General features: G+C 74.0%; 22 protein-coding genes and 1 riboswitch. Of the genes, 8 read left to right on the top strand and 14 right to left on the bottom strand.

Annotated features, from left to right (window positions below):
- Positions 1-27: 27 nt before the first annotated feature.
- The gene (locus ACVWWH_RS06995) at positions 28-1,002 is read right to left on the bottom strand and encodes a DMT family transporter (protein WP_457316079.1); all 975 of its coding nucleotides are present in this window, start codon (positions 1,000-1,002) and stop codon (positions 28-30) included.
- A gap of 22 nt (positions 1,003-1,024) precedes the next feature.
- Here ACVWWH_RS06995 and ACVWWH_RS07000 point away from each other — a divergent pair, with 22 nt between their 5' ends.
- Complete coding sequence (locus ACVWWH_RS07000) at positions 1,025-1,300, top strand: RNA-binding S4 domain-containing protein (protein WP_457316080.1); 276 nt, start codon at positions 1,025-1,027, stop codon at positions 1,298-1,300.
- A gap of 90 nt (positions 1,301-1,390) precedes the next feature.
- Here ACVWWH_RS07000 and ACVWWH_RS07005 read toward each other — a convergent pair whose 3' ends face one another.
- A complete protein-coding gene (locus ACVWWH_RS07005) occupies positions 1,391-2,095 on the bottom strand; it encodes an alpha/beta hydrolase (protein WP_457316081.1) in 705 nt (234 codons plus the stop codon).
- Between the two features lie 104 nt (positions 2,096-2,199).
- Between ACVWWH_RS07005 and ACVWWH_RS07010 the strand changes: the two genes are divergently transcribed.
- Entirely contained in the window at positions 2,200-3,051 is an 852-nt protein-coding gene (locus tag ACVWWH_RS07010) for an SGNH/GDSL hydrolase family protein (RefSeq protein ID WP_457316082.1), read from the top strand.
- Between the two features lie 71 nt (positions 3,052-3,122).
- Positions 3,123-3,710, top strand: coding sequence for a hypothetical protein (locus ACVWWH_RS07015; protein WP_457316083.1), 588 nt, complete (start codon positions 3,123-3,125; stop codon positions 3,708-3,710).
- Positions 3,711-3,714: 4 nt separating this feature from the next.
- Here the strand turns inward: ACVWWH_RS07015 and ACVWWH_RS07020 are convergent, their stop codons facing one another.
- The 9 genes from ACVWWH_RS07020 to ACVWWH_RS07060 all read right to left on the bottom strand — a co-directional run bounded on the left by ACVWWH_RS07020 (position 3,715) and on the right by ACVWWH_RS07060 (position 11,388).
- Complete coding sequence (locus ACVWWH_RS07020; protein WP_066497133.1) at positions 3,715-3,942, bottom strand: ferredoxin; 228 nt, start codon at positions 3,940-3,942, stop codon at positions 3,715-3,717.
- Positions 3,939-5,156 carry an NADH-ubiquinone oxidoreductase-F iron-sulfur binding region domain-containing protein gene (locus ACVWWH_RS07025; protein ID WP_066497131.1) on the bottom strand — a complete coding sequence of 406 codons (1,218 nt, stop codon included), beginning with the start codon at positions 5,154-5,156 and terminating at the stop codon, positions 3,939-3,941. The genes ACVWWH_RS07020 and ACVWWH_RS07025 overlap by 4 nt, the downstream gene beginning before the upstream one ends.
- Before the next feature lie 17 nt (positions 5,157-5,173).
- Entirely contained in the window at positions 5,174-5,728 is a 555-nt protein-coding gene (locus tag ACVWWH_RS07030; RefSeq protein ID WP_229710969.1) for a ferric reductase-like transmembrane domain-containing protein, read from the bottom strand.
- Positions 5,725-6,627, bottom strand: a complete 903-nt coding sequence (locus ACVWWH_RS07035) for an FAD:protein FMN transferase (RefSeq protein WP_457316084.1) — start codon at positions 6,625-6,627, stop codon at positions 5,725-5,727. The genes ACVWWH_RS07030 and ACVWWH_RS07035 overlap by 4 nt, the downstream gene beginning before the upstream one ends.
- 1 nt (position 6,628) lies before the next feature.
- On the bottom strand, positions 6,629-6,949 hold the full coding sequence (locus tag ACVWWH_RS07040) for a hypothetical protein (RefSeq protein WP_066497127.1): 321 nt from the start codon (positions 6,947-6,949) through the stop codon (positions 6,629-6,631).
- Positions 6,950-7,075: 126 nt separating this feature from the next.
- Positions 7,076-8,215 carry a homoserine O-acetyltransferase MetX gene (gene metX, locus ACVWWH_RS07045; protein ID WP_066502177.1) on the bottom strand — a complete coding sequence of 380 codons (1,140 nt, stop codon included), beginning with the start codon at positions 8,213-8,215 and terminating at the stop codon, positions 7,076-7,078.
- Between the two features lie 20 nt (positions 8,216-8,235).
- Positions 8,236-9,627 (bottom strand): bifunctional o-acetylhomoserine/o-acetylserine sulfhydrylase, encoded by a 1,392-nt coding sequence (locus ACVWWH_RS07050; protein WP_457316085.1) that lies wholly within the window; start codon positions 9,625-9,627, stop codon positions 8,236-8,238.
- 13 nt (positions 9,628-9,640) lie between these two features.
- Positions 9,641-9,752: riboswitch (SAM riboswitch) on the bottom strand.
- 113 nt (positions 9,753-9,865) lie between these two features.
- Complete coding sequence (locus ACVWWH_RS07055; RefSeq protein ID WP_218030612.1) at positions 9,866-11,173, bottom strand: type II toxin-antitoxin system HipA family toxin; 1,308 nt, start codon at positions 11,171-11,173, stop codon at positions 9,866-9,868.
- Positions 11,170-11,388, bottom strand: coding sequence for a type II toxin-antitoxin system Y4mF family antitoxin (locus ACVWWH_RS07060; RefSeq protein WP_066497122.1), 219 nt, complete (start codon positions 11,386-11,388; stop codon positions 11,170-11,172). The genes ACVWWH_RS07055 and ACVWWH_RS07060 overlap by 4 nt, the downstream gene beginning before the upstream one ends.
- Positions 11,389-11,603: 215 nt before the next feature.
- On the opposite strand from ACVWWH_RS07060, the gene ACVWWH_RS07065 reads away from it, so the two are divergent.
- The 5 genes from ACVWWH_RS07065 (at position 11,604) to ACVWWH_RS07085 (ending at position 15,463) form a co-directional block, all read left to right on the top strand.
- Complete coding sequence (locus ACVWWH_RS07065; RefSeq protein ID WP_457316086.1) at positions 11,604-12,347, top strand: phosphatase PAP2 family protein; 744 nt, start codon at positions 11,604-11,606, stop codon at positions 12,345-12,347.
- Between the two features lie 6 nt (positions 12,348-12,353).
- Positions 12,354-12,983: a VTT domain-containing protein gene (locus tag ACVWWH_RS07070; protein ID WP_066497121.1), complete on the top strand. Its 630-nt coding sequence runs from the start codon at positions 12,354-12,356 to the stop codon at positions 12,981-12,983.
- 55 nt (positions 12,984-13,038) lie between these two features.
- Complete coding sequence (locus ACVWWH_RS07075) at positions 13,039-13,707, top strand: response regulator transcription factor (RefSeq protein ID WP_066497120.1); 669 nt, start codon at positions 13,039-13,041, stop codon at positions 13,705-13,707.
- Positions 13,704-14,735, top strand: coding sequence for a sensor histidine kinase (locus ACVWWH_RS07080; protein WP_066497118.1), 1,032 nt, complete (start codon positions 13,704-13,706; stop codon positions 14,733-14,735). Before ACVWWH_RS07075 ends, ACVWWH_RS07080 begins: the two co-directional genes overlap by 4 nt.
- 89 nt (positions 14,736-14,824) lie before the next feature.
- Positions 14,825-15,463: a VOC family protein gene (locus ACVWWH_RS07085; RefSeq protein WP_066497116.1), complete on the top strand. Its 639-nt coding sequence runs from the start codon at positions 14,825-14,827 to the stop codon at positions 15,461-15,463.
- Between the two features lie 139 nt (positions 15,464-15,602).
- Here ACVWWH_RS07085 and ACVWWH_RS07090 read toward each other — a convergent pair whose 3' ends face one another.
- Genes ACVWWH_RS07090 through ACVWWH_RS07100 form a run of 3 tightly spaced genes read right to left on the bottom strand, consistent with a single transcriptional unit; the run spans position 15,603 to position 18,814 of the window.
- The gene (locus ACVWWH_RS07090; RefSeq protein ID WP_066497114.1) at positions 15,603-16,403 is read right to left on the bottom strand and encodes a CPBP family intramembrane glutamic endopeptidase; all 801 of its coding nucleotides are present in this window, start codon (positions 16,401-16,403) and stop codon (positions 15,603-15,605) included.
- A 31-nt stretch (positions 16,404-16,434) separates the two neighbouring features.
- Positions 16,435-17,676: an amidohydrolase family protein gene (locus ACVWWH_RS07095; RefSeq protein ID WP_457316087.1), complete on the bottom strand. Its 1,242-nt coding sequence runs from the start codon at positions 17,674-17,676 to the stop codon at positions 16,435-16,437.
- Positions 17,677-17,686: 10 nt separating this feature from the next.
- Positions 17,687-18,814, bottom strand: coding sequence for an NAD(P)/FAD-dependent oxidoreductase (locus tag ACVWWH_RS07100; protein WP_457316088.1), 1,128 nt, complete (start codon positions 18,812-18,814; stop codon positions 17,687-17,689).
- Positions 18,815-18,819: the final 5 nt, after the last annotated feature.

Raw genomic sequence — 18,819 nt, forward strand, 5'->3', positions numbered from 1 at the left:
CGGTCCGTCAGGTGTGTGCCTCCAAGACTACCGGCGGAACTGGCGCCGGTCCCACGGGAGGGTCGCCACGACCATGGCCCCGAGCGTGGCGAGGGTGCCGACCACGGTCGGAAGGGCAACCACACTGCCCGGCACCGGGGCCGCAGCATCGAGGGCGAGCGAGCCGAGGAGCTGGCCGCCGATCATGCCCAGGCCGGTGAGGAGCACGCCGAGGTGCCGAACGAGCACGGCGGCCGCGCCGATGAACACGACCCCCAGCACGCCTCCGGTGTAGTACCACCAGTCTCCCGGGAAGTCCCCGGGCAGCGGCCGGCCGGGGCCCGCGGCGGTGAGCTTGACGCCCCAAGCGAGCGCGAGGCCCACGATTCCCGAGACGAAGTTCATGAGCGTGGCCGCGAGGGGGCTGCCGTACGCGCGGGCGCTTGCGCCGTTCATGGCCGATTGGAAGCTCTGCCCGAAGCCTGCCGCCGCCGGGAGGACGATGACCGCGAGGAGCGCGGCGGGATCGGCGACCGAGAGCTTGGGCGCCACGGTGTACGCGACTGAGGCGAGGGTGAGGACCGTGGCAAGGAGACGGACTCCGGTAACCGGGCGCCTCCGCCCCTGCGCGAAGCCCACCCGGTCCACGAGCAGACCGCTGATGGTCTGGCCGGTGACCGCGGCGATCGTGAACACGGCGATGCCCAGGATTCCCACGGTGAAGGTCTGGGCGACGACGAACAGCGCCCCGAACAGGCCCGCGCCGAGGTACCACCACGGGACGCGGCCCCCACGCAGCGAAGGCACGATCTCGCTCAGGCCCGCCCGGCCGGACGGGAGTGCCAGGGCGATGCCGATCAAGAGGACGAGCCCGGTGGAGAAGCTCGCGAGGGCCGCCTCGAGCCCGTCGCCGACCCTGAGGCCGAGGGCGCCGTTGACGCGCCCCTGGGCCGGGATGGCGATGCCTGCCAGGACGGCCGCTGCGAGCCACACGGGCAGGGGCGCGCGGGGGGCGTCAGTCATCCGCCTAGCCTAGAGTTGCAGCATGACGCGCCGCGAATCCTCCCGTGCCACCGGCCAGCCCTCCTCCCAGGGCAGCGGCGCCGAGGAGACCGTCGAGATCCGCGAGGGGACGATCCGGCTCGGACAGCTCCTCAAGCTCGCCTCGCTCGTCGAGGACGGCGTCGAGGCCGCAGAGCTCATCCGCCACGGCCTGGTGAAGGTCAACGGGGAGATCGAGGAGCGCCGCGGGCGGCAGCTGGTGGTCGGCGACTCGGTCGAGGTCAACGGCCAGCGCGTCCGCCTCGTGCCGCAGGCCTGACCGGAGCGCCTGGCCGGAGCGCCGGCCCCGCCCGAGCGCAAGGCGGGGCAGCCGCCCGAGGCGGGCGGCCGCCGTCGTGCGCCGCGGGACTCAGCCCTTGAGGACCGAGAGCTCCAGGAACTCCTTCACGTGGGCGATCTCGGGCGCGCTGACGCTGTGCCCGATCCCCGGGTACGTGACCTTGGTCAGCTGCACGTGGCTGCGCACCCAGCCCATCGTGTACTCGACCTTGTCCTGCGTGATGACGGGGTCGGCCTGGTCGCGGCCCCAGAACATGGGGAGCGTCCCGTCGAGGTCCCCGTCGAGGAAGTAGCCGTAGTCCTCCGCCGGGGCGCCGGCTGAGGACGGATCGACAGCGAAGCCGGACAGGCCCACCACGGCCGCGAAGTCGCGCGGGCGGCGCCGCACGAGGGAGGTCGCCATGGCCATCCCCATCGAGAAGCCGAGCACGGTCACGGAGCTGTGCCGGCCGCGCACGTCATCCAGCCAGGCGAGGACGTACTCGGTGGCGGCCTCGACGGCGTCCATGGTGAAGTCCTGCGCGGCCATGAGCGGGAACCACTGGTACGCCCCGGGGGCCAGCTCCTGCGGCGCGCGCAGCGAGGCGACGGCGAACTGCGCGGGGACGTAGGGGGCGAGGCCCATGAGGTCGGCCTCGTTGGAGCCGTAGCCGTGGAGCAGCACCAGGAGCGGCGTGCCCTCCCGGTCCTCCTCGGGGCGGTTCCACAGGGCCACGTGCTCGGGGTAGTGGGCGGGGAAGGCGGCGCGCCGGGCGTCGGCAGGGGCATCAGTCATGTCCCCATTGTGACACATAGTTGAAGCATCAACTATTCTCGCCGAGCGCGGCGCTGCCTATCTGAAAGACCGTTCAGGTTTACTTGCGCGGCATAATTGCAGCCATGACCGTCGAACGCGAGGCCCCAGCAGAAATCGGTCTCCCGGAGGGGCGCCGGCACCCGTGGCACCGGTACGTGGCGCTCGGGGACTCCTTCACCGAGGGGATCGGCGATCCCGATCCGCAGAACCCGGGGCGCCACCGCGGCTGGGCGGACCGGCTGGCCGAGGAGCTCTCGCACGGCACCGAGGATTTCGCGTACGCGAACCTTGCGATCCGGGGGCGCCTCCTGGGCCGCATCCTGGACGAGCAGCTCGAGCCGGCCCTCGAGCTCCGACCGGACCTCGTGTCGGTCTCGGCCGGCGGCAACGACCTGCTGCGGCCGGGGAGCGATCCCGATGCCCTCGCGCTCCGGCTCGACTCCGCCGTGGGACGCCTCGCCGACGCGGGCGCCACGGTGCTCCTCTTCAACGGCCCGGACATCGGCTCGACTCCCGTGCTCTCGGCCATCCGCGGCAAGGTCGCCATCTACAACGAGAACCTGCGTGTGGTTGCGGCGCGGCACGACGCCGTCGTGGCCGACATGTGGGGCCTGCGCCAGCTCTCCGATCCGCGCATGTGGGACACCGACCGGCTGCACTTCTCCCCACTCGGCCACCACACCATCGCGATCATGGCCCTCGAGGCCCTCAATGTCCGCCACGGCCTCGAGCCGATGGACCCGAGCCCGACTCCCGTGCGCACCTGGCGTGCGGCCCGGACCGAGGACCTTGTCTGGGCGCGGGAGTACTTCGTCCCGTGGGTGATCCGGAGGCTGCGGCACAAGTCGAGCGGGGACGGCATCTCGGCGAAGCGGCCGACGGCGGGGCCCGTCTTCGGCGCGGGAGCTCCCCTCGGCTCGGGCGAACCGAGCTGACCCGAGCCGCGCGCGGGGGTCCGCCCAGACGGCCCACAGCTGGCCCTCAGGTGGCGGCGTAGGCTGGTGGCATGAGTGGGAACTGGATCTTCTGGGTCGTCATCTTCTGGTGGGTGATCCCGATGGTGATGCGGAAGATGCGCCAGCCCGGACCCGGGACGGGGCGCCCGCCGTACCCCCGGGACCGCGGGGACCAGTACGGCCGGGACCAGTACGGCCAGTATCCGCAGTATCCGCAGCCCGGCCAGTACCCCCAGTCTCCCCAGGGCGGCCAGTACCCGCAGGGCGCCCAGTCTCCCCAGGGCGGTCGGTACCCGCAGGGCGGGATCGCGGAGGGCCAGAGCACGGCCCGGCCGGACGTGCCGTGGTGGCAGCAGCCCCTGCCCCCCGGTTTCCCCGGCCAGCCGACACAGCAGTCACAGCCTGCTCCGCAGGCACAGCCCAACCCGCAGGCACAGTCCACCCCGCAGGGCCAGGCCGGAGCCCCGGCTCGGCCGGCTCGGCCGGCGGCAACGGCATCGGTGGAGCCCGGGGCGCCGGATGATGCGCCGCAGGGCTACCGCGCCAAGAAGCTCGCGGAGCTCGACCGGCAGTTCTCCGAGCAGAAGATCTCGCTCGAGGAGTACATGAAGGCGCGCAACGAGGTCATGCGCGGCTGAGAGGTCATGCGCGGCTGACGCGTCGCAGCAGGAGCGCCTGGACGGGGCACAGGTCCACCGCGTCCTGGGCGGCCCCGCCCAGTGCGCCGGGGACCGGCACGTCGCGCCCTCCGCGGCCCACGGGGTAGCCCCAGTCGTCGCGGACGAGGAGTTCGGGGAGGAGCTCCGTGCAGAGCCCCCGCCCCTCGCAGCGGGTGAAGTCGATGTGCAGCTCGAGCTGCGTGCGGCTCATCGCTGCCACCCCTGGACGCAGGCCCCGCCGAGGTGCGCGTGGACCTCGTCGCGGAAGACCGACAGGGTGCTCCGGACGAATCCGGCGGCCCCGTCGGGGTGCCGGCAGGCGCCGCGGCCGGTGACGAGGCCCGCGAGCCGCTCGGCCTCCGAGGCGAGCCACGGGGTGCGCTCGCCCGCGGCGATCCGCTCCACGACGGCAGCCATGGCGGGCAGGCCGAACATGCAGGGGCCGCACTGCTGCGCCGAGCTGTCGGCGAGGTAGCGCGCGATCGGCGCCGCGGCCGTCAGGCCGCACCGCCCCTTCGCGACTGCGAGGAGCACCCCCGCGCCCGGGCGGCCGCCGTAGCGGGCGAGGCCCGCCGCCGTCATGGGTCGGTCGAAGCCGCCGGCGGGGACCCACGCGCCGTGGAACCCGCCCACGAGGACGGCGGCGGTGGACGCGGCGTCCACTCCCCCGGCCTGGAGGATCTCGCGGACGGTCGCGCCGCCGGGGACCTCGAGCACCGCGTCGGCGGGCACATCGCCTGCCAGGCTCACGAGCCTCGTGCCGGGGTCTTCCCGGGTGCCGGTGCTGCGGAACCAGGCGGACCCGTAGCGGGCCACGAGGGCGAGCTGCGCAAGGGTCTCGATGTTGTGCAGGAGCGTGGGCTGCCCGCGGTATCCGCTGGTGCTCAGGCGCACGGTCGTGTCCCGCGGGAGGGCAGGGCCGCCCTCGAGGGCGGAGACCACCGCCGTGGCCTCGCCGGAGATGAACGTCCGCGGGGCCTCGACGAGCCGGACGCGGCGGGCGTCCCGGCGTTCCGCCACGGCCTCGGCCACGGCCGCGAGCGCGTCCGCGGGGGCATAGACGAACAGCTGCGAGGCGCCCAGCGCCTCCCCGGCGTCGAGGAGGCCGTCGAGCACGAGGTGCGGGGCCCGGCGCAGGAGTGCGGCGTCCTTGCGGCTCACGGGCTCGCCTTCGGCGCCGTTGGCGATGACCACGGGCCGGCGCCCGCTGATGGAGGAGAGCTTGCGCCAGGCGGGGAAGCCCGCTCCGCCGCGGCCGGCAAGGCCGGAGGCCTCGAGCTCGGTGAGCAGTGCCTCGCGGGTCCAGTCGTCGCGGCGCGCGCCGTAGGCCGCCTCGTGGGCCGCCCTGCCGGGGCCGGCTGCGGCAAAGAGCCGGCCGGTGCCGAGGGCGGGGAGTCTGATGTCCGTCTCGGTTGTCGCTTCCATGGAGTGGGCCGTTCCTCTCAGGCTCGCCCGAGCCGCGCCGCGGACGTTTCGGCGAATCCCGCGCTCAGGCGCCAGACGACGGCACAGGCCACGGCGCCGGCGCAGCCCCACGCGTAGGCCTGGAACCACAGGTCCACCGCGTTGGTGCCGGTGCCGAGGGCGTGCGCGAGGCCGATCGGCCACATGCCGTACGCCGCCCAGTGGATGGTCCTGAACACCCGCTGGCCGAGGCGCTGGCGCAGCAGCCCCGTCACCACGAGGGCGAGCACGAGGTCGAGTGCCACCGTCCCGAGGCCTACCCAGAAGGGGTTCCAGGCGGCGATGAACGGGACCACCACATCGGGGAGTGCGAGCTTGGCGTGCGGATCGAGCATGAGGGTGCCCACGTGCAGGGCCAGGAAGACCACGGCGGTGAGGGCGGTGCTGCGGTGGACGAGCGCGACGGAGAAGCGGGGCAGCCCGAGGAGCGGGCGCCCCGACCGGCTCACGATCCCGAGCACGAGCACCAGGGTGAAGAGGCCGAGCGAGACGATCCCGCCGGCCCGTCCGATGGCCCACATGATCTCGTTCATCCGCGCGCCCCCGCTGCGAGGGGCGCGTCGGCCCCGGTGCGCGGCGCGGGCCAGCCGCCGAGCTCGATCACGCCGCCGTCGTCCCTGACGAGGCGCGCGGGGAATCCCGACTCGCGCAGCCGCGCGACCGCCGCGGGTCCGCGCACGATCGCGGCGGTGCTGGCCATGTTCGCGCTCAGGCAGTCGGGGGCCGCGACGGTGACGCTGCGCCAGGTCGCGGGAGCGGGCAGCGCCGTCCAGGGGTCGAGGATGTGGTGCACCGAGGCCCCGCGGCGGCGCTTCTGGGTGCTCGACGTGGCCATGGCCCACCCGCCCGTCAGCCGGACCTGGGTCGCGGGATCGCCGGGGAGGTCCTGGACGAGGATCTCCCACGCGTCGTCGCCGGCCGTGGCGATGTCGCCGCCGAGCGAGACGAGGACGGAGGTGCCGAGCTCGTCGCGGAGGCCGCGGGCGGCGAGGTCTGCGGCGGCGGCCTTCGCCGTCGCGCCGAGATCGAGGACGACGCCGCGCGGCAGCGTCAGCTCGTTGCCCTCCAGGCTGATGCCGCGCCAGCTCTCGGCCGGCCGGAGGACGGGGGCCTCCGGGGCCGCGTCCTCCTCCAGCGGGCCGAACCCCAAGGAGGTGAGCTCGCGCCCGAGGGTCGGGACGACGTCGCCCCCGCTGCGTTCGGCGACGTCGAGCGCAGCGCGGATCAGGTGCGCGAGCAGCGAGCTCACCGTGCCGCCGCCGGAGCGCTGGAGCACGGCGAGCTCGGAGTCGGCGCGGTAGCTGCTGGCCGCCTGGTCGACGCGGCGCAGGAGTGCCGTGACGCTGGCGAGGGCGGCGGGGAGGGCCGAGGAGTCCGCGACGGCCACCCGGCAGTCGCAGGTGAACGCCTCGAAGTCGGCGTGGGCCGCCATCTCAGGACCCTGAGGACTGGCCCATGGGGCCCCCGCCCTGGGACGGCGCAAGGCCCTGCGTGCCGGACTGGTACTGCTGGTAGCGGCTGTGGCGCGTGCCGCCGTTGTCCAGCGGGGCGCTGTTGGTCCCGCTGCCGTCCTGCCCCGACACCCCGCTCTGGCCGGAGTCGTCCGAGGAGCCGGGGGTCGTGACGTTCTGGACAACGGCCGGGACGTACACGGCGGCAGCGATCGCGCCGACGCCGAAGACGCCGGTGGCGCCGACGGCCACAGCGGCCAGGCGCGCCCGGCGCCGGCCCGTTTCGCGGATGCTCTCACCCATCTGGTCCTCCTCTGGTCTTCTTCCAGCATGGAGGACGCACTTGTAGCTTGGGCGGGAGGAAGCTGTGTGATTCCTGTGCCTCCGCCGATGGGGTGCGCCCGTGGGCTGCGGGGCGCCCCGGCGGGCTCAGAGCGTGAAGACGCGCCGGCGCAGTTCCGCGCCGAGCTGGCCGATCTCCGTCAGGAAGCCGTCGTGGCCGATCTTCGCATCGATCGAGTGCACCGGGACCTCGCCGGGCAGGGCGCGCGCGAGCTCATCGCTCTGCTCCGGGAAGTAGAGCCGGTCGGAGTTCACCGAGGCCAGGAAGAACTCGGCCCTGGCCCCCGCGAGGGCGCGCTGCATCCCGCCGCGGCCGCGGCCGACGTCGTGGCTCATGAGCGCCTCGGTGAGCGCCACGTAGCTGTTGGCGTCGAAGCGGCCCACGAGCTTGTCCGCCTGGTGGTCGAGGTAGCTCTCCACCTGGTAGCGCCCCCGCTCTGCCGCGCCGCCGGGCGCCTCGAGCGGATTCTCGGCGCCCTGGCCGCGGCGGCCGAACCGGAAGTTCAGCTCGGCCTCGGAGCGGTAGGAGATGTGGGCGATGCGCCGGGCCAGGCCGAGGCCTGCCACCGGTTCGGGGCCGCCGTAGTAGTCGCCGCCGCGGTACGCCGGATCCTGGCGGATGGCGAGGAGCTGGGCCTGCGCGAGTGCGATCTGCTCGGCAGTGGAGTACCCCCCGATGGCGACGACGACGCAGTGCCGCACCCGATCGGGGTACATGGCGGCCCACTCGAGGGCCCGGGCACCGCCCATGGACCCGCCCAGCACGGCGTGCCACCGCCGGACCCCGAGCCGGTCGGCGAGCCGGGCTTCGGCGCGGACCGAGTCGCGGATCGTCACGAACGGGAACCGCGACCCCCACGGGACGCCCTCGGGGTCGAGGCTGCTTGGCCCGGTGCTGCCGTAGCAGCCGCCGAGCATGTTGGCCGCGACGACGAAGTACTTCTCGGTGTCCACCGGCTTGCCCGGCCCCACGAGCGCGTCCCACCAGCCGGGTTCGGCCCCGTGGCCCTGGGCCACGTGCGTGTCTCCGGTGAGGGCGTGCTGGATCAGGACGGCGTTGGAGGCGTCCGCGTCGAGCGTGCCCCACGTCTCGTAGGAGAGCTCGACCTCGGGCAGCGCGCCGCCGGCCTCGAGCTGGAGGGCCCCCACGCCGGCGGTGAGCACGACGCCGTCCTGCCGCGGCGCCGTCGTGCGCTCGCCGCGGCGCGCGGCAGCTGAGCCGGGCACGCCCGGGCGGTCGAGGAGCGTCACGCGACGGGCTCCGCGACGGCCTCCCCCTGCCGGGCGCCGGCCTGGGACTGCCCGACGGCCGCGGCGGCGGCGAAGCCCGCCTCGAGGTCGGCGAGGATGTCGTCGATGGCCTCGAGCCCGACAGCGAGGCGCACCAGGCCGGGGGTGACGCCCGCGGCCCGCTGCTGCTCCGCGGTCAGCTGGGCGTGGGTGGTGGAGGCCGGGTGGATCACGAGCGAGCGGACGTCGCCGATGTTGGCCACGTGCGAGTGCAGCGACAGGGCGTCGACGAAGGCCGCTCCCGCCGCGGCGGGGTCCGCGCCGTCGTTCACGGCGAGCTCGAAGGACACGATCGCGCCGGTGCCCTTCGGGGCGTACTTCTTCCCGAGCGCGTGCCACGGGCTCGAGGCCAGGCCCGCGTAGGCGACCGACTCGACGTCGGCCCTTGCCTCGAGCCAGCGCGCGACCTTCTGGGCGTTCTCGACGTGGCGCTCGACGCGCAGCGAGAGGGTCTCGAGGCCCTGGGCGATGAGGAAGGCGTTGAACGGGGAGACCGCGGAGCCGAGGTCGCGGAGCAGCTGGACCCGCGCCTTGAGGATGTACGCGAGGTTGGCCCCGAGGGCGCCGCCGACGCCGAGGTCGCGGGCGAACACGAGCCCGTTGTAGCTCTCGTCCGGCGTGTTGAAGCCCGGGAAGCGCTCGGGGTCCTGGGCGAAGTCGAAGCTGCCGCCGTCCACGATCACGCCCGCGATCGCGGAGCCGTGGCCGCCGAGGTACTTGGTGGCCGAGTGGACCACGACGTCGGCGCCGTGCTCGAGCGGGCGCACGAGGTACGGCGTCGCCACGGTGTTGTCGATGATGAGCGGCACCCCGGCCGCGTGCGCGGCACCGGCGACGGCCTCGATGTCGAGGACGTTCTGCCGCGGGTTGGAGATCGACTCGGCGAAGAACGCCTTCGTGGTCGGCCGGACCGCGGCCTTCCACTCGTCCAGGCTGTCCGGGTCCTCGACGAACGTGACCTCGATGCCGAACTTGGCGAACGTGTGCTTGAGCAGGTTGTACGTGCCGCCGTACAGGCTCGCGCTCGCCACCACGTGGTCGCCCGCCTCGGCGACGTTGAGGAGCGAGTAGGTGGTGGCCGCCTGGCCCGAGGAGAGCAGGAGCGCGGCGACGCCGCCCTCGAGGCTCGCGATGCGCTGCTCGACCGCGTCCTGGGTCGGGTTGCCGATGCGCGTGTAGATGGGGGCGAGCTCGGCGAGGGCGAAGCGGTTCGCGGCGCTCTCGGCGCTCGGGAACACGAACGAGGTGGTCTGGTAGATCGGCAGGGCCCGGGCTCCGGTCTCGGCGTCCGGGGTCTGACCGACGTGGATCTGGCGGGTCTCGAAGGACCACTGGGGGTTGCTGGACATAGCAAGCTCCTTTGCGCTGCGCTTGACCGGCGGCTCTCGCCGGCCCAGGTCTTCACCCGGGGCACCCCACCGCGGCGGAGGGTTGCCGGCCAGCGAACCGGGGTTTGGCGCTGGCACTCATGACCTATGGCACGAGTGTAGGGGCGCCTGAGAGGGGGCCCGAAGACTGTGACCGTCTGTGACTTCCCGCCGCCTAGGGCCCCGAACGTCCCCGGTCTGCGGGGTCTGCGGCGGCCCCTCAGCCCTCCATGAGGCGGCGGCGGTGCCGCAGTTCCTTCACCCACGCGCGGGTGACGGCGGCCGCGAACGGCGAGGGGCCGCCGTCGGCCGCCTGCAGGTCCGCCACGAGCGGGCCGGCCGCCCGCAGGGCGACGGCGAGCACCCCCTCCGCCGCGCGGGCCGGGAGCCCGAGCTCGTGCGCCCAGGCGAGGAAGTGGCGCCGGGAAATCCCCGTGCGCTTGCCTCCCAGCGGCAGGGCGAGCGACTTGTCCCCGTAGGGCACGGTCGAGGGGATGTCGTAGACGGGGGCGACCGCCCACTCCCCCGGCACCGCGAGCCCGCGGACCACCGAGACGTTCTTGGCGTGCAGGTCGCCGTTGCCGGTGAGCCACGCGAAGGCGCCCTGGAGGGCGAGGCTCCGCAGCGCCGGCAGCGGCGCGGCGCAGTGGGCGGCCACCACGCTGCAGAGCTCCTCGTAGCTCACGTTGTACTTGTCCGCGGGGTACAGGCCGAGAAGCTGGGAGCCGTCCTCGACCGCCAGGCGGAGGACGCCGGCCCCCGCCGCGCCCGCCTCGCGGGGCGGCCGGTCGAAGCGCTCGACGAGCAGCCCGGCCCTCCCCGCGACGTCGTGCACGAGCCTGACCGGGCTCACCGGGATCCGCAGCCTCACCGCATAGCGGTACATGAGGTGCTCGTTCTCGACCACGTGCGGGAACTCGGGGGCGTTGAGCTTGAGGATGTAGCTGCGCCCGGACTGGGCCGCGGGCACCGAGATCATCCCCGCGCTGACCTTGTCCTGCACGCCGGCGAGCGCCTTGGGGTCCACGAGGTTCGGATCGTCCAGGAGGCGGGCGAAGTCCGGGGTGCGGCGCGGGTCCAGCACCACCGCCTGCTCCTCGGGACGGCCGCGTGTGCTGTCCGGGGCGCCTGTGCCCTCCGGGGTGCCTGTGCCGTCCGGAATGCCGGGGCCCGTGGCGGCGCCCACGCCGGGGAGCGGCTCGCCATGGGGGACGATCTGCACGTCTCCCACGGGGTCCGCGCCGGCGGCCATGAGGAGCCCGAGCTCGTCGTCGGCGCTGGTCTTGACCGCGCGGCGCAGCGAGGCAAGGCGCCGGCCCTCCGGCAGGAGACCGGTGAAGAACGGCGGCACGGCGCCGGCGCCGGTCACGACCGGGCGGCCCGTGAGCGGCAGGGTGCTCGCGACCGGCTCGCCGCCGGAGAGGACGTAGCCGGGCAGGTAGGCGAAGCGGGTCCCCCCCTCGAAGCGCTCGATCCGGGCAGCGAGGAAGCCCGCCTTGTAGACGTCGGCGATGCGGTGCCGGGTCACGGGGCCCCGCCCCGGCCGGCGAGGCGCAGCTCGAGCCCGAGCGCGTCGAGGACCGCTTCGAGGGCGTCGAGCTGGACGCTGGCCTTGGCCTGCTCGACGAAGCGGACGAACCGCTCGCTCACGCCGGCGAGTTCCGCGAGGTCCTGCTGTGTCAGTCCGAGCGCCCGACGGCGGGCCCTCACCTCACCGGCGACCGTCCTGCTGAGCTTGCCCACACGCCTCCCCCGCTCCCCGCCCGACCCCATCCGGGCTCCGCGCCGCGACGGAAGTACCGGCACGAACGTTCCGCTGTCCAGCTTGCGCGGGCCCGCGGTGTGAGTCAAGCCACAGCGACGACCTGGAACCGGCACGATCGTGCCGCCGCTGGCCCCGGGCCGGCGGAGCACGGGTTCTTAGAACCGTCTTAGACCGCCGGCCCCATGATGGGGCCATGACGACCTCCCACGACGCGTCTCCCCGGCCGAGCGCCTGGGCCGACCTCCCGGCCCGCAGCCGGCTCCTCCACCTGCCCACGCTCAAGCACTGGATCCTCGTGCCCCTCGCGATGAGCGTCGTGGTGCTGGCCCTGGGCTTCGCCGCCACCACGAGCGCCTACACCAACGCCGAATTCAACGTCGACGCGTGGATGAGCCTGCACCATGTGCCGTGGATGGACACCGTCTCCCTGGCCCTCGAGCAGATCCTCGGCCCCAAGGGCGCCATCGTGATCCTCGTCGTAGTGCTCGCGGCCCTGTGGTTCGTGCGGCGCACCCCGGTGGACGCCCTCGCCGTCGTCGGCATCACGGGCTTCGGCTGGGTCTACAGCCTGATCTTCAAGTACGCGGTGCACCGCCAGCGGCCCGACCAGGGCCTCCTCGCGCACCCCATCTCCAATGCCATGGACCCCAACAGCTTCCCGAGCGGCCACGTCTGCTTCGCCGTCTCGCTCACCATCGCGCTGTACTTCCTCCTGAGGCACACGCGCTGGGGGGTCTGGGTGCTCGGCGTCGGGTTCGCGGCGTCCGTCTTCGTTGCGTGGACCCGCGTCTACGTGGGTATGCACTACCCGATGGACGTCCTCGTCTCCTTCCCCGCCTCGATTGCCGGGATCTTCCTCTTCGCCGGCCTCTGGAACCGCCTCGTCCCGCCGGTGCTCGCCAAGGTGCCCTTCATCACCCGACTCGAAAGCCGCTGATCCCCCATGCTCGATCCCACTGCACTCCTGACCGGAGCCGGCCCCTGGGTCCTCGGCGTGGTCGCCCTCATGGTCTTCATCGAGTCCGGCCTGCTCTTCCCCTTCCTCCCCGGCGACTCCCTCCTGTTCACCGTGGGCCTCCTCCACGCCCAGCTGGGGCTGAGCCTGCCCGTGCTCATGCTCGTCGTCGCGGCCGCGGCGGTGGGCGGCGACCAGGCCGGGTACCTGCTCGGGCGGTTCGTCGGCAAGCGCTGGTTCCGCGCCGACGCGCGCGTGCTCAAGCTCTCCTACCTCGACAGCGCCGAGGAGTTCTTCGGCCGCTACGGCGGCCGCGCCCTCGTGCTGGCCCGGTTCGTGCCGATCGTGCGCACCTACGTCCCGCTCGCGGCGGGCATGGCGCACTACCCCTACCGCCGGTTCGTCGGCTGGAACGTGCTCGGCGGCGTCGCATGGTCGGTGTCCATCACGCTGCTGGGCGTGTGGCTCGGCCACGTGGAGTTCATCGCCAAGAACATCGACATCCTCTCGGTGCTGATCGTCGCGGCCTCGGTCATCCCCATCGCCCTCGAGATCTGGCGCCGCCGCCGCAAGGCCGCGCAGCCCGATCCGGCCCCGGTGGGCGCCGAGCAGGACTGAGCCGGCCCGTGCGCCACCGGGGCGCCCGGCGCCCCCGCTTGGCACAATGGCAGCCATGACCGCCACGCCCCGCGTCCTGCTCGTCGAGGACGATCCCCAGCTCGGCCCGCTCATGGCGGAGCTGCTCGGTGACGACTTCGATGTGGTCCTCGCCCCCGACGGGCGCGAGGGCCTCCGGCTCGCGCTCGGGGAGGAGTGGGACGCCCTGGTGGTGGACCGCGGGCTCCCGCTCGTGGACGGCGTCTCCCTCGTGAAGTCGATCCGCGCCCGGGGACTCGCGGTCCCGATCCTCATCCTCACCGCCCTCGGCAGCGTCCCGGACAAGGTCGAGGGACTCGACGCCGGCGCCAACGACTACCTGGTCAAGCCCTTCGACTCCGACGAGCTGGCGGCCCGGCTCCGCGCGCTCACGAGGTCCTACGCGCCGCCCGCCCCCGCCCTGCTGGCCGTCGGCTCGTGGGACCTCGATCCGGCGGCCCGTGTGCTCACCTCGCCGTACGGGCACCGGGTCGAGCTCTCGGCGGCCGAGGCATCGCTGCTCGCGCGCCTCGCGGCCGAGCCGGACCGGGTCCATTCGCGCGCCGAGCTCCTCGCCTCGGTGTTCGACGCCGGCGACACCCCCGGCGTCGTCGACACCTACGTCCACTACCTCAGGAAGAAGACGGACAGGACCGTGATCAGGACCGTGCACGGCGTCGGCTACCAGCTCGGCGGCCTCGAATGACGGCGCCGGCCCGCAGCCCGCGCCTCCCCCGGCGCCGCCCGGCGAACTCGGACGAGGCGGCGCTGCGGCGCGCCGCCCTGAAGGTGGGCCTGCAGATCGCGGCGGCCGTCGCCGTCGTCGTCGTGCTCCTCCTGGCCGCCGCCGCCGTCTTCATCTGGGTCAAGTCCCAGCCCTCCGAGATCGCCGCGCACGCGGCCCGCAGCGGGCAGCAGCTCCTGCTGGACACGGTGGACGTCTTCGGCGCCCTGGTCGCCGGCGGGGTGTTCGGGATCGTGCTCGCCGGCGTCGTCGGCGCGCTCGTGGCGCGGCAGGCCGTCAAGCCGCTGGGCGAGTCGCTCGCCCTCCAGCGCAGCTTCGTCCAGGACGCGAGCCACGAGCTGCGCACGCCGCTGACGGTCCTGAACACGCGCATCCAGCTCGCGCAGCGGCGCCTGGGGCACGACAGCGAGGCGGCCGGGGTCCTCGCCGAGCTGCGCACCGACTCGGCCAAGCTCGCCGCCGTCATCGAGGACCTCCTGCACAGCGTCTCCGGCGGACCCGACGTCCCGGAGACGCCGACGGACCTCGCCGGGCTCGCGCGCGATGTCGCGGCCGATGTCGCCGTGCTCGCCGGCGAGCGGGGCATCGTCGTCGCGGCGGACACGCCCGGCCAGCAGGTGCCCGTCGCCGTCGCCCCGGCCCCGCTGCGGCGCGTGATCGTGGCGCTCGCCGACAATGCGGTCAAATACACGCCCGACGGCGGCCGGGTCACCGTCGGCGTGCGGGTCTCCGACGGCGGGAGGGGCCAGGGCACGGCCGCGCTGCTCACGGTCGCGGACACGGGCCCCGGGATCGCCGGGCCGGCGCCCGAGCGGGTCTTCGAACGCTACGCCGGGGGCGGTACGGCCTCGCCGGCCGGGCGCCGGAGCTTCGGGATCGGCCTGGCGCTCGTCCGCGACATCGCCGTCCGCAACGGCGGCTCCGTCCGGATCGCGGAGACCGGCGCGGAGGGCACCACCATGGAGGTCTCCCTCCCCCTCGCACGCTGACGCCGATGCGCGGCCCTCGGACGGGCATCCCCTGCTAGTAAGGCAACCCTAAGCTGAGGCGTCCATCACAAAGTGGCACCATGACTTCCATGCGTATGGACCACGTTTCTTATGCCTGCGAAGCCGACGGCCTTCTGGCCACGACGGAGCGGATCGCCAGCGCGCTCGGGGTCGAGGCAGTCAAGGGCGGGGTCCACCCGCGCTTCGGAACCCGCAACATGATCATCCCGCTCACGGACCACCACTACCTCGAGGTCGTCGAGGTCCTGGACCACCCGGCCTCGGGCAAGGCGCCCTTCGGCCAGGCCGTCCGCGCCCGCAGCGCCGCGGGCGGCGGGTGGATGGGCTGGTGCGTGGAGGTCGACGACCTCGCGCCCTTCGAGCAGCGCCTCGGCCGCCAGGCCGTCCCGGGCAACCGCAAGTTCCCGGACGGCCGCGAGCTCGTCTGGAAGCAGATCGGCATCCTGGGGCTCATTGCGGACCCCCAGGTGCCGTACATGCTCAAGTGGGAGGGCGACCCCTCGCTGCATCCGTCGAACGCCTACCCCGGAACCGTGCGGATGAGCCGGCTCACCATCGCGGGCTCGGCCGAGCGCGTGACCGAGTGGCTCGGCGAGCCCGTCGAGCGGCCGCTCGAGGACGTCGCGGTCGAATGGGTCTCGCCGAAGGGGACCCCGGGCATCATGTCCGTGACCTTCGACACCGCCAGCGGCGCCGTCACGATCTGACCCCTCGACCACGCGTACCTGACTCTCCAACTGCGCGCACCTGACTCCCCAACGGGCCCAGCCCGGTGGGGAGTCAGCTGCGTCAGGTCCAGGAGTCAGGTGCGCCAGGTTCAGGAGTCACGTACGCCACGTTCAGGGGTCAGCCCAGGCCCATCGCCTTCCCCACGAGGCTGAAGCCCACGAACGCGGTGATGTCGAGCAGGGCGTGGGCGATCACGAGCGGCATGACCCGCCCGTACCGGCGGTAGACCAGGGTGAACACGACGCCCATCACGGCGTTGCCGACGAACGGGCCGATCCCCTGGTACAGGTGGTAGCTGCCCCGCAGCAGCGAGCTCGCCGCGATGGCCGCGGGGGCGCGCCACCCGAGCCGGCGCAGCCAGCCGAGCATGAACCCGACCACGATGACCTCCTCGAGGACGGCGTGGCGCATCGCGGAGAGGATGAGCACGGGAACGGTCCACCAGTGGGCGTCGAGGCCGCTGGGGATGATCGCCGTGGTGATCCCCAGCGCGCGCCCGGCCCAGTAGAGCCCGAGCGAGGGAATCCCGATCGCGAGGAACAGCCCCACGCCCCACAGCCAGTCCCGCCCGGGCCGGGCGAGGTCGAACCCGAGGCGGCGGAACGGCGTCGTCCACGGCAGCGCCGCGGAGCTGCGCCGGGCGGCCGCGTCCCACACGAAGTACAGCACGAGCGCCACCGGCACGAGCGAGAACACGATGTCCAGCAGCTGATAGACGAGGTCGAAGTACTCGCGCGTGCTCAGCGACCGGTTGAGGGTGCTCGTCCCCTGCGAGAGGGGCGCCCGGGTGGCCTTGTCGAGCAGCTGGACGACGGAGTAGACCGCCGACTGGCCCAGGGAGAGCCCGAGGACGATCGCCAGCTGGGCGCGCCACCGGACGCGGGAGGCAGGACGGACGACGGCGCGTGCTTGCGGCATGCGTCTATCTTGCCCCGTCCGGGCGCCTCGCTCAGCGCACCCGCGTCCCGGCCCGCCACACGGCATGGGTGAGGGGCATGCCCGGCCGGTAGGCGAGGTGGGTGGCGCTGGGCGCGTCGAGGAGGTGGAGGTCGGCGCGGTGGCCGACGGCGATCGACCCCACCGCGCGCTGCCCGTCGGCGTCCGCCCCGACATGGCGGCGCAGCGCCAGCGCCCCGCCGAATGTCGCGGCCCGGACCGCCTCCTGGACCGTCAGGCCCATCTGCAGCACCGCCGTCGTGACGCAGAAGGAGACCGAGCTCGTGTAGCTCGTGCCGGGATTGCAGTTGGAGGCGATCGCGACCTGCACCCCGGCGTCGAGCAGGGCCCGTGCCGGCGCGAGCGGGGCTCGGGTCGAGAGGTCGCACGCGGGCAGCACGGTCGCGACGGTCCCCGGGGCGCCGGCCGCGCCGCCGTCGGCCCAGCCCGCCCAGCTGTCCGCGAGCGCGGCGATGTCCCCCTCGTCGAGGAAGTTCACGTGGTCCACGCTCGCGGCGCCGAACTCGACGGCGAGCCGGACCCCGGCGCCCGGGCCGAGCTGGTTTCCGTGGACGCGGAGGCCGAGCCCCGCGTCGCGGCAGGCCGCCAGGACGCGGCGGGACTGCTCCTCGGTGAACGCGCCTGCCTCGCAGAACACATCGGCCCAGCGCACGTGCGGGCGCACGGCGTCGAGCATCGGGCCGCACACGAGATCGGTGTACGCCTCGGGGTCGGCGCCGGCGGGGACGAGGTGGGCCCCGAGGTAGGTGACCTCGTCGACGGCCTCGGCGGCGAGGACGGCGCTGCGCGCCTCGTGCCCGACGTCGAGGCCGTAGCCGGTCTTGGTCTCCAGATACGTGGTGCCCCCGGCCACCGCCTCGGCGACGCGCCCCGCGAGGAGGCGGCGGAGCTCGCCGTCGGACGCGGCGCGGGTGGCGGCGGTGGTCACGCCGATCCCGCCGGCGGCGTAGGCCTGCCCGGCCATGCGCGCCTCGAACTCGGCGGTGCGGTCGCCGGCGAACACGAGGTGCGAGTGGGAGTCCACCCATCCCGGCAGGACGGCGCGGCCCTGGGCGTCGTAGCGCTCGTCGGCGGCCGGGGCGTCCGCCGAGCGGCCCACCCACACGATCCGCTCCCCGTCGAGGACGACGGCGGCGTCCCGCAGCACGCCGGCCCCCTCGCCCGAGGCGGGGCTCGCCTCGCCGGTGAGGTGCTGGGTGGAGAGTTCGCCGATGGCGTCGATGAGGAGGCTCATGCCTCCATCTTCAGCTCCGCACGGACAGCCGGTGCGGATCCAGGGCCCGCTGTGTCCCGGATACCGGACTCGCGCCGGTGCGGAGGGCCTCGGGGCCGGCCAGGAGCTGGGCGGCGGCCGCCTCGGCCAGCGCCGTCGAGGTCTGGAAGCCGTAGCCGCCCTGCCCGGCGAGCCAGAAGAAGCCGGGCCCCTCGGGGTCGAAGCCCACGACGGGCAGGCCGTCCTGGGGCGAGGTCCGCAGCCCGGTCCAGGCCCGCACGATCCCCGTGACCTCGAGGTCGGCGACGGCGCGGATGAGGGCGAGGGCTGCCTCGACGTCGCCGGGCCGCGGGACGGCGTCCTCCGCGCGGGAGGGCTCCGACTCCGAGGGCGAGACGAGGGCGCCGGCCGGATCCGGCCGGAAGTACCAGGTGTCGTCCGCCGCGGCGACCATGGGGGTGTCGGGGTCGAGCGGGGCGGCGAGGGAGACGAGGGCCGCGGTCCGCCGGTAGGGCTGCAGGCCGAGGCGCTCGACGCCGAACAGGACCGCCACGTCGTCGGCCCACGCACCGGCGGCGTTGACCACGTTGGCCGCGTGGAAGCCCTCGGCGCCCGCGCCCACGAGCCACCCCTCCCCCACGCGCTGGGCGCTGTGCACCGGGGCGCCCACGTGGAGCCCGACCCCGTGCGCCCGTGCCCGCTCCTCGTGGAACGCGAGCAGGGCCGGGGCATCCACGCGGACGGAGTCGGTGTCCAGGGCGGCAGCCTCGAACGCGTCAGGCCGCAGCGCCGGCACGAGCCGGGTGGCCTCCTCGCGCGTGAGCGCCCGCATGCCCTCGTGCGACTCCGCCTCGACATCGGCGCGGCTGCCCACGAGCATGAAGCGGCTCGGCCACACGAGCCGGCGCCCCGCGCCGTCCGCGGCGTCCGCCAGCACCTCCAGGGTCCGGCGCGTGAGCTCCTGCACGGGCGGGGGCCCGTAGCTCGGGATGAGCTGCTGCGCGGACCGGGAGGAGGTGTGGTAGGCGAGCGAGGGCTCGGCCTCGACGAGGGCCACCCGGCACCGGCCGGCCAGCTCCGAGGCGAGCGAGAGGCCGGCGATCCCGCCTCCGACGATGAGGACGTCGACATCCTGGGCACTGTTGGTGGTGGCCGTCATGGCCT

Source organism: Sinomonas sp. RB5, from assembly GCF_054063535.1.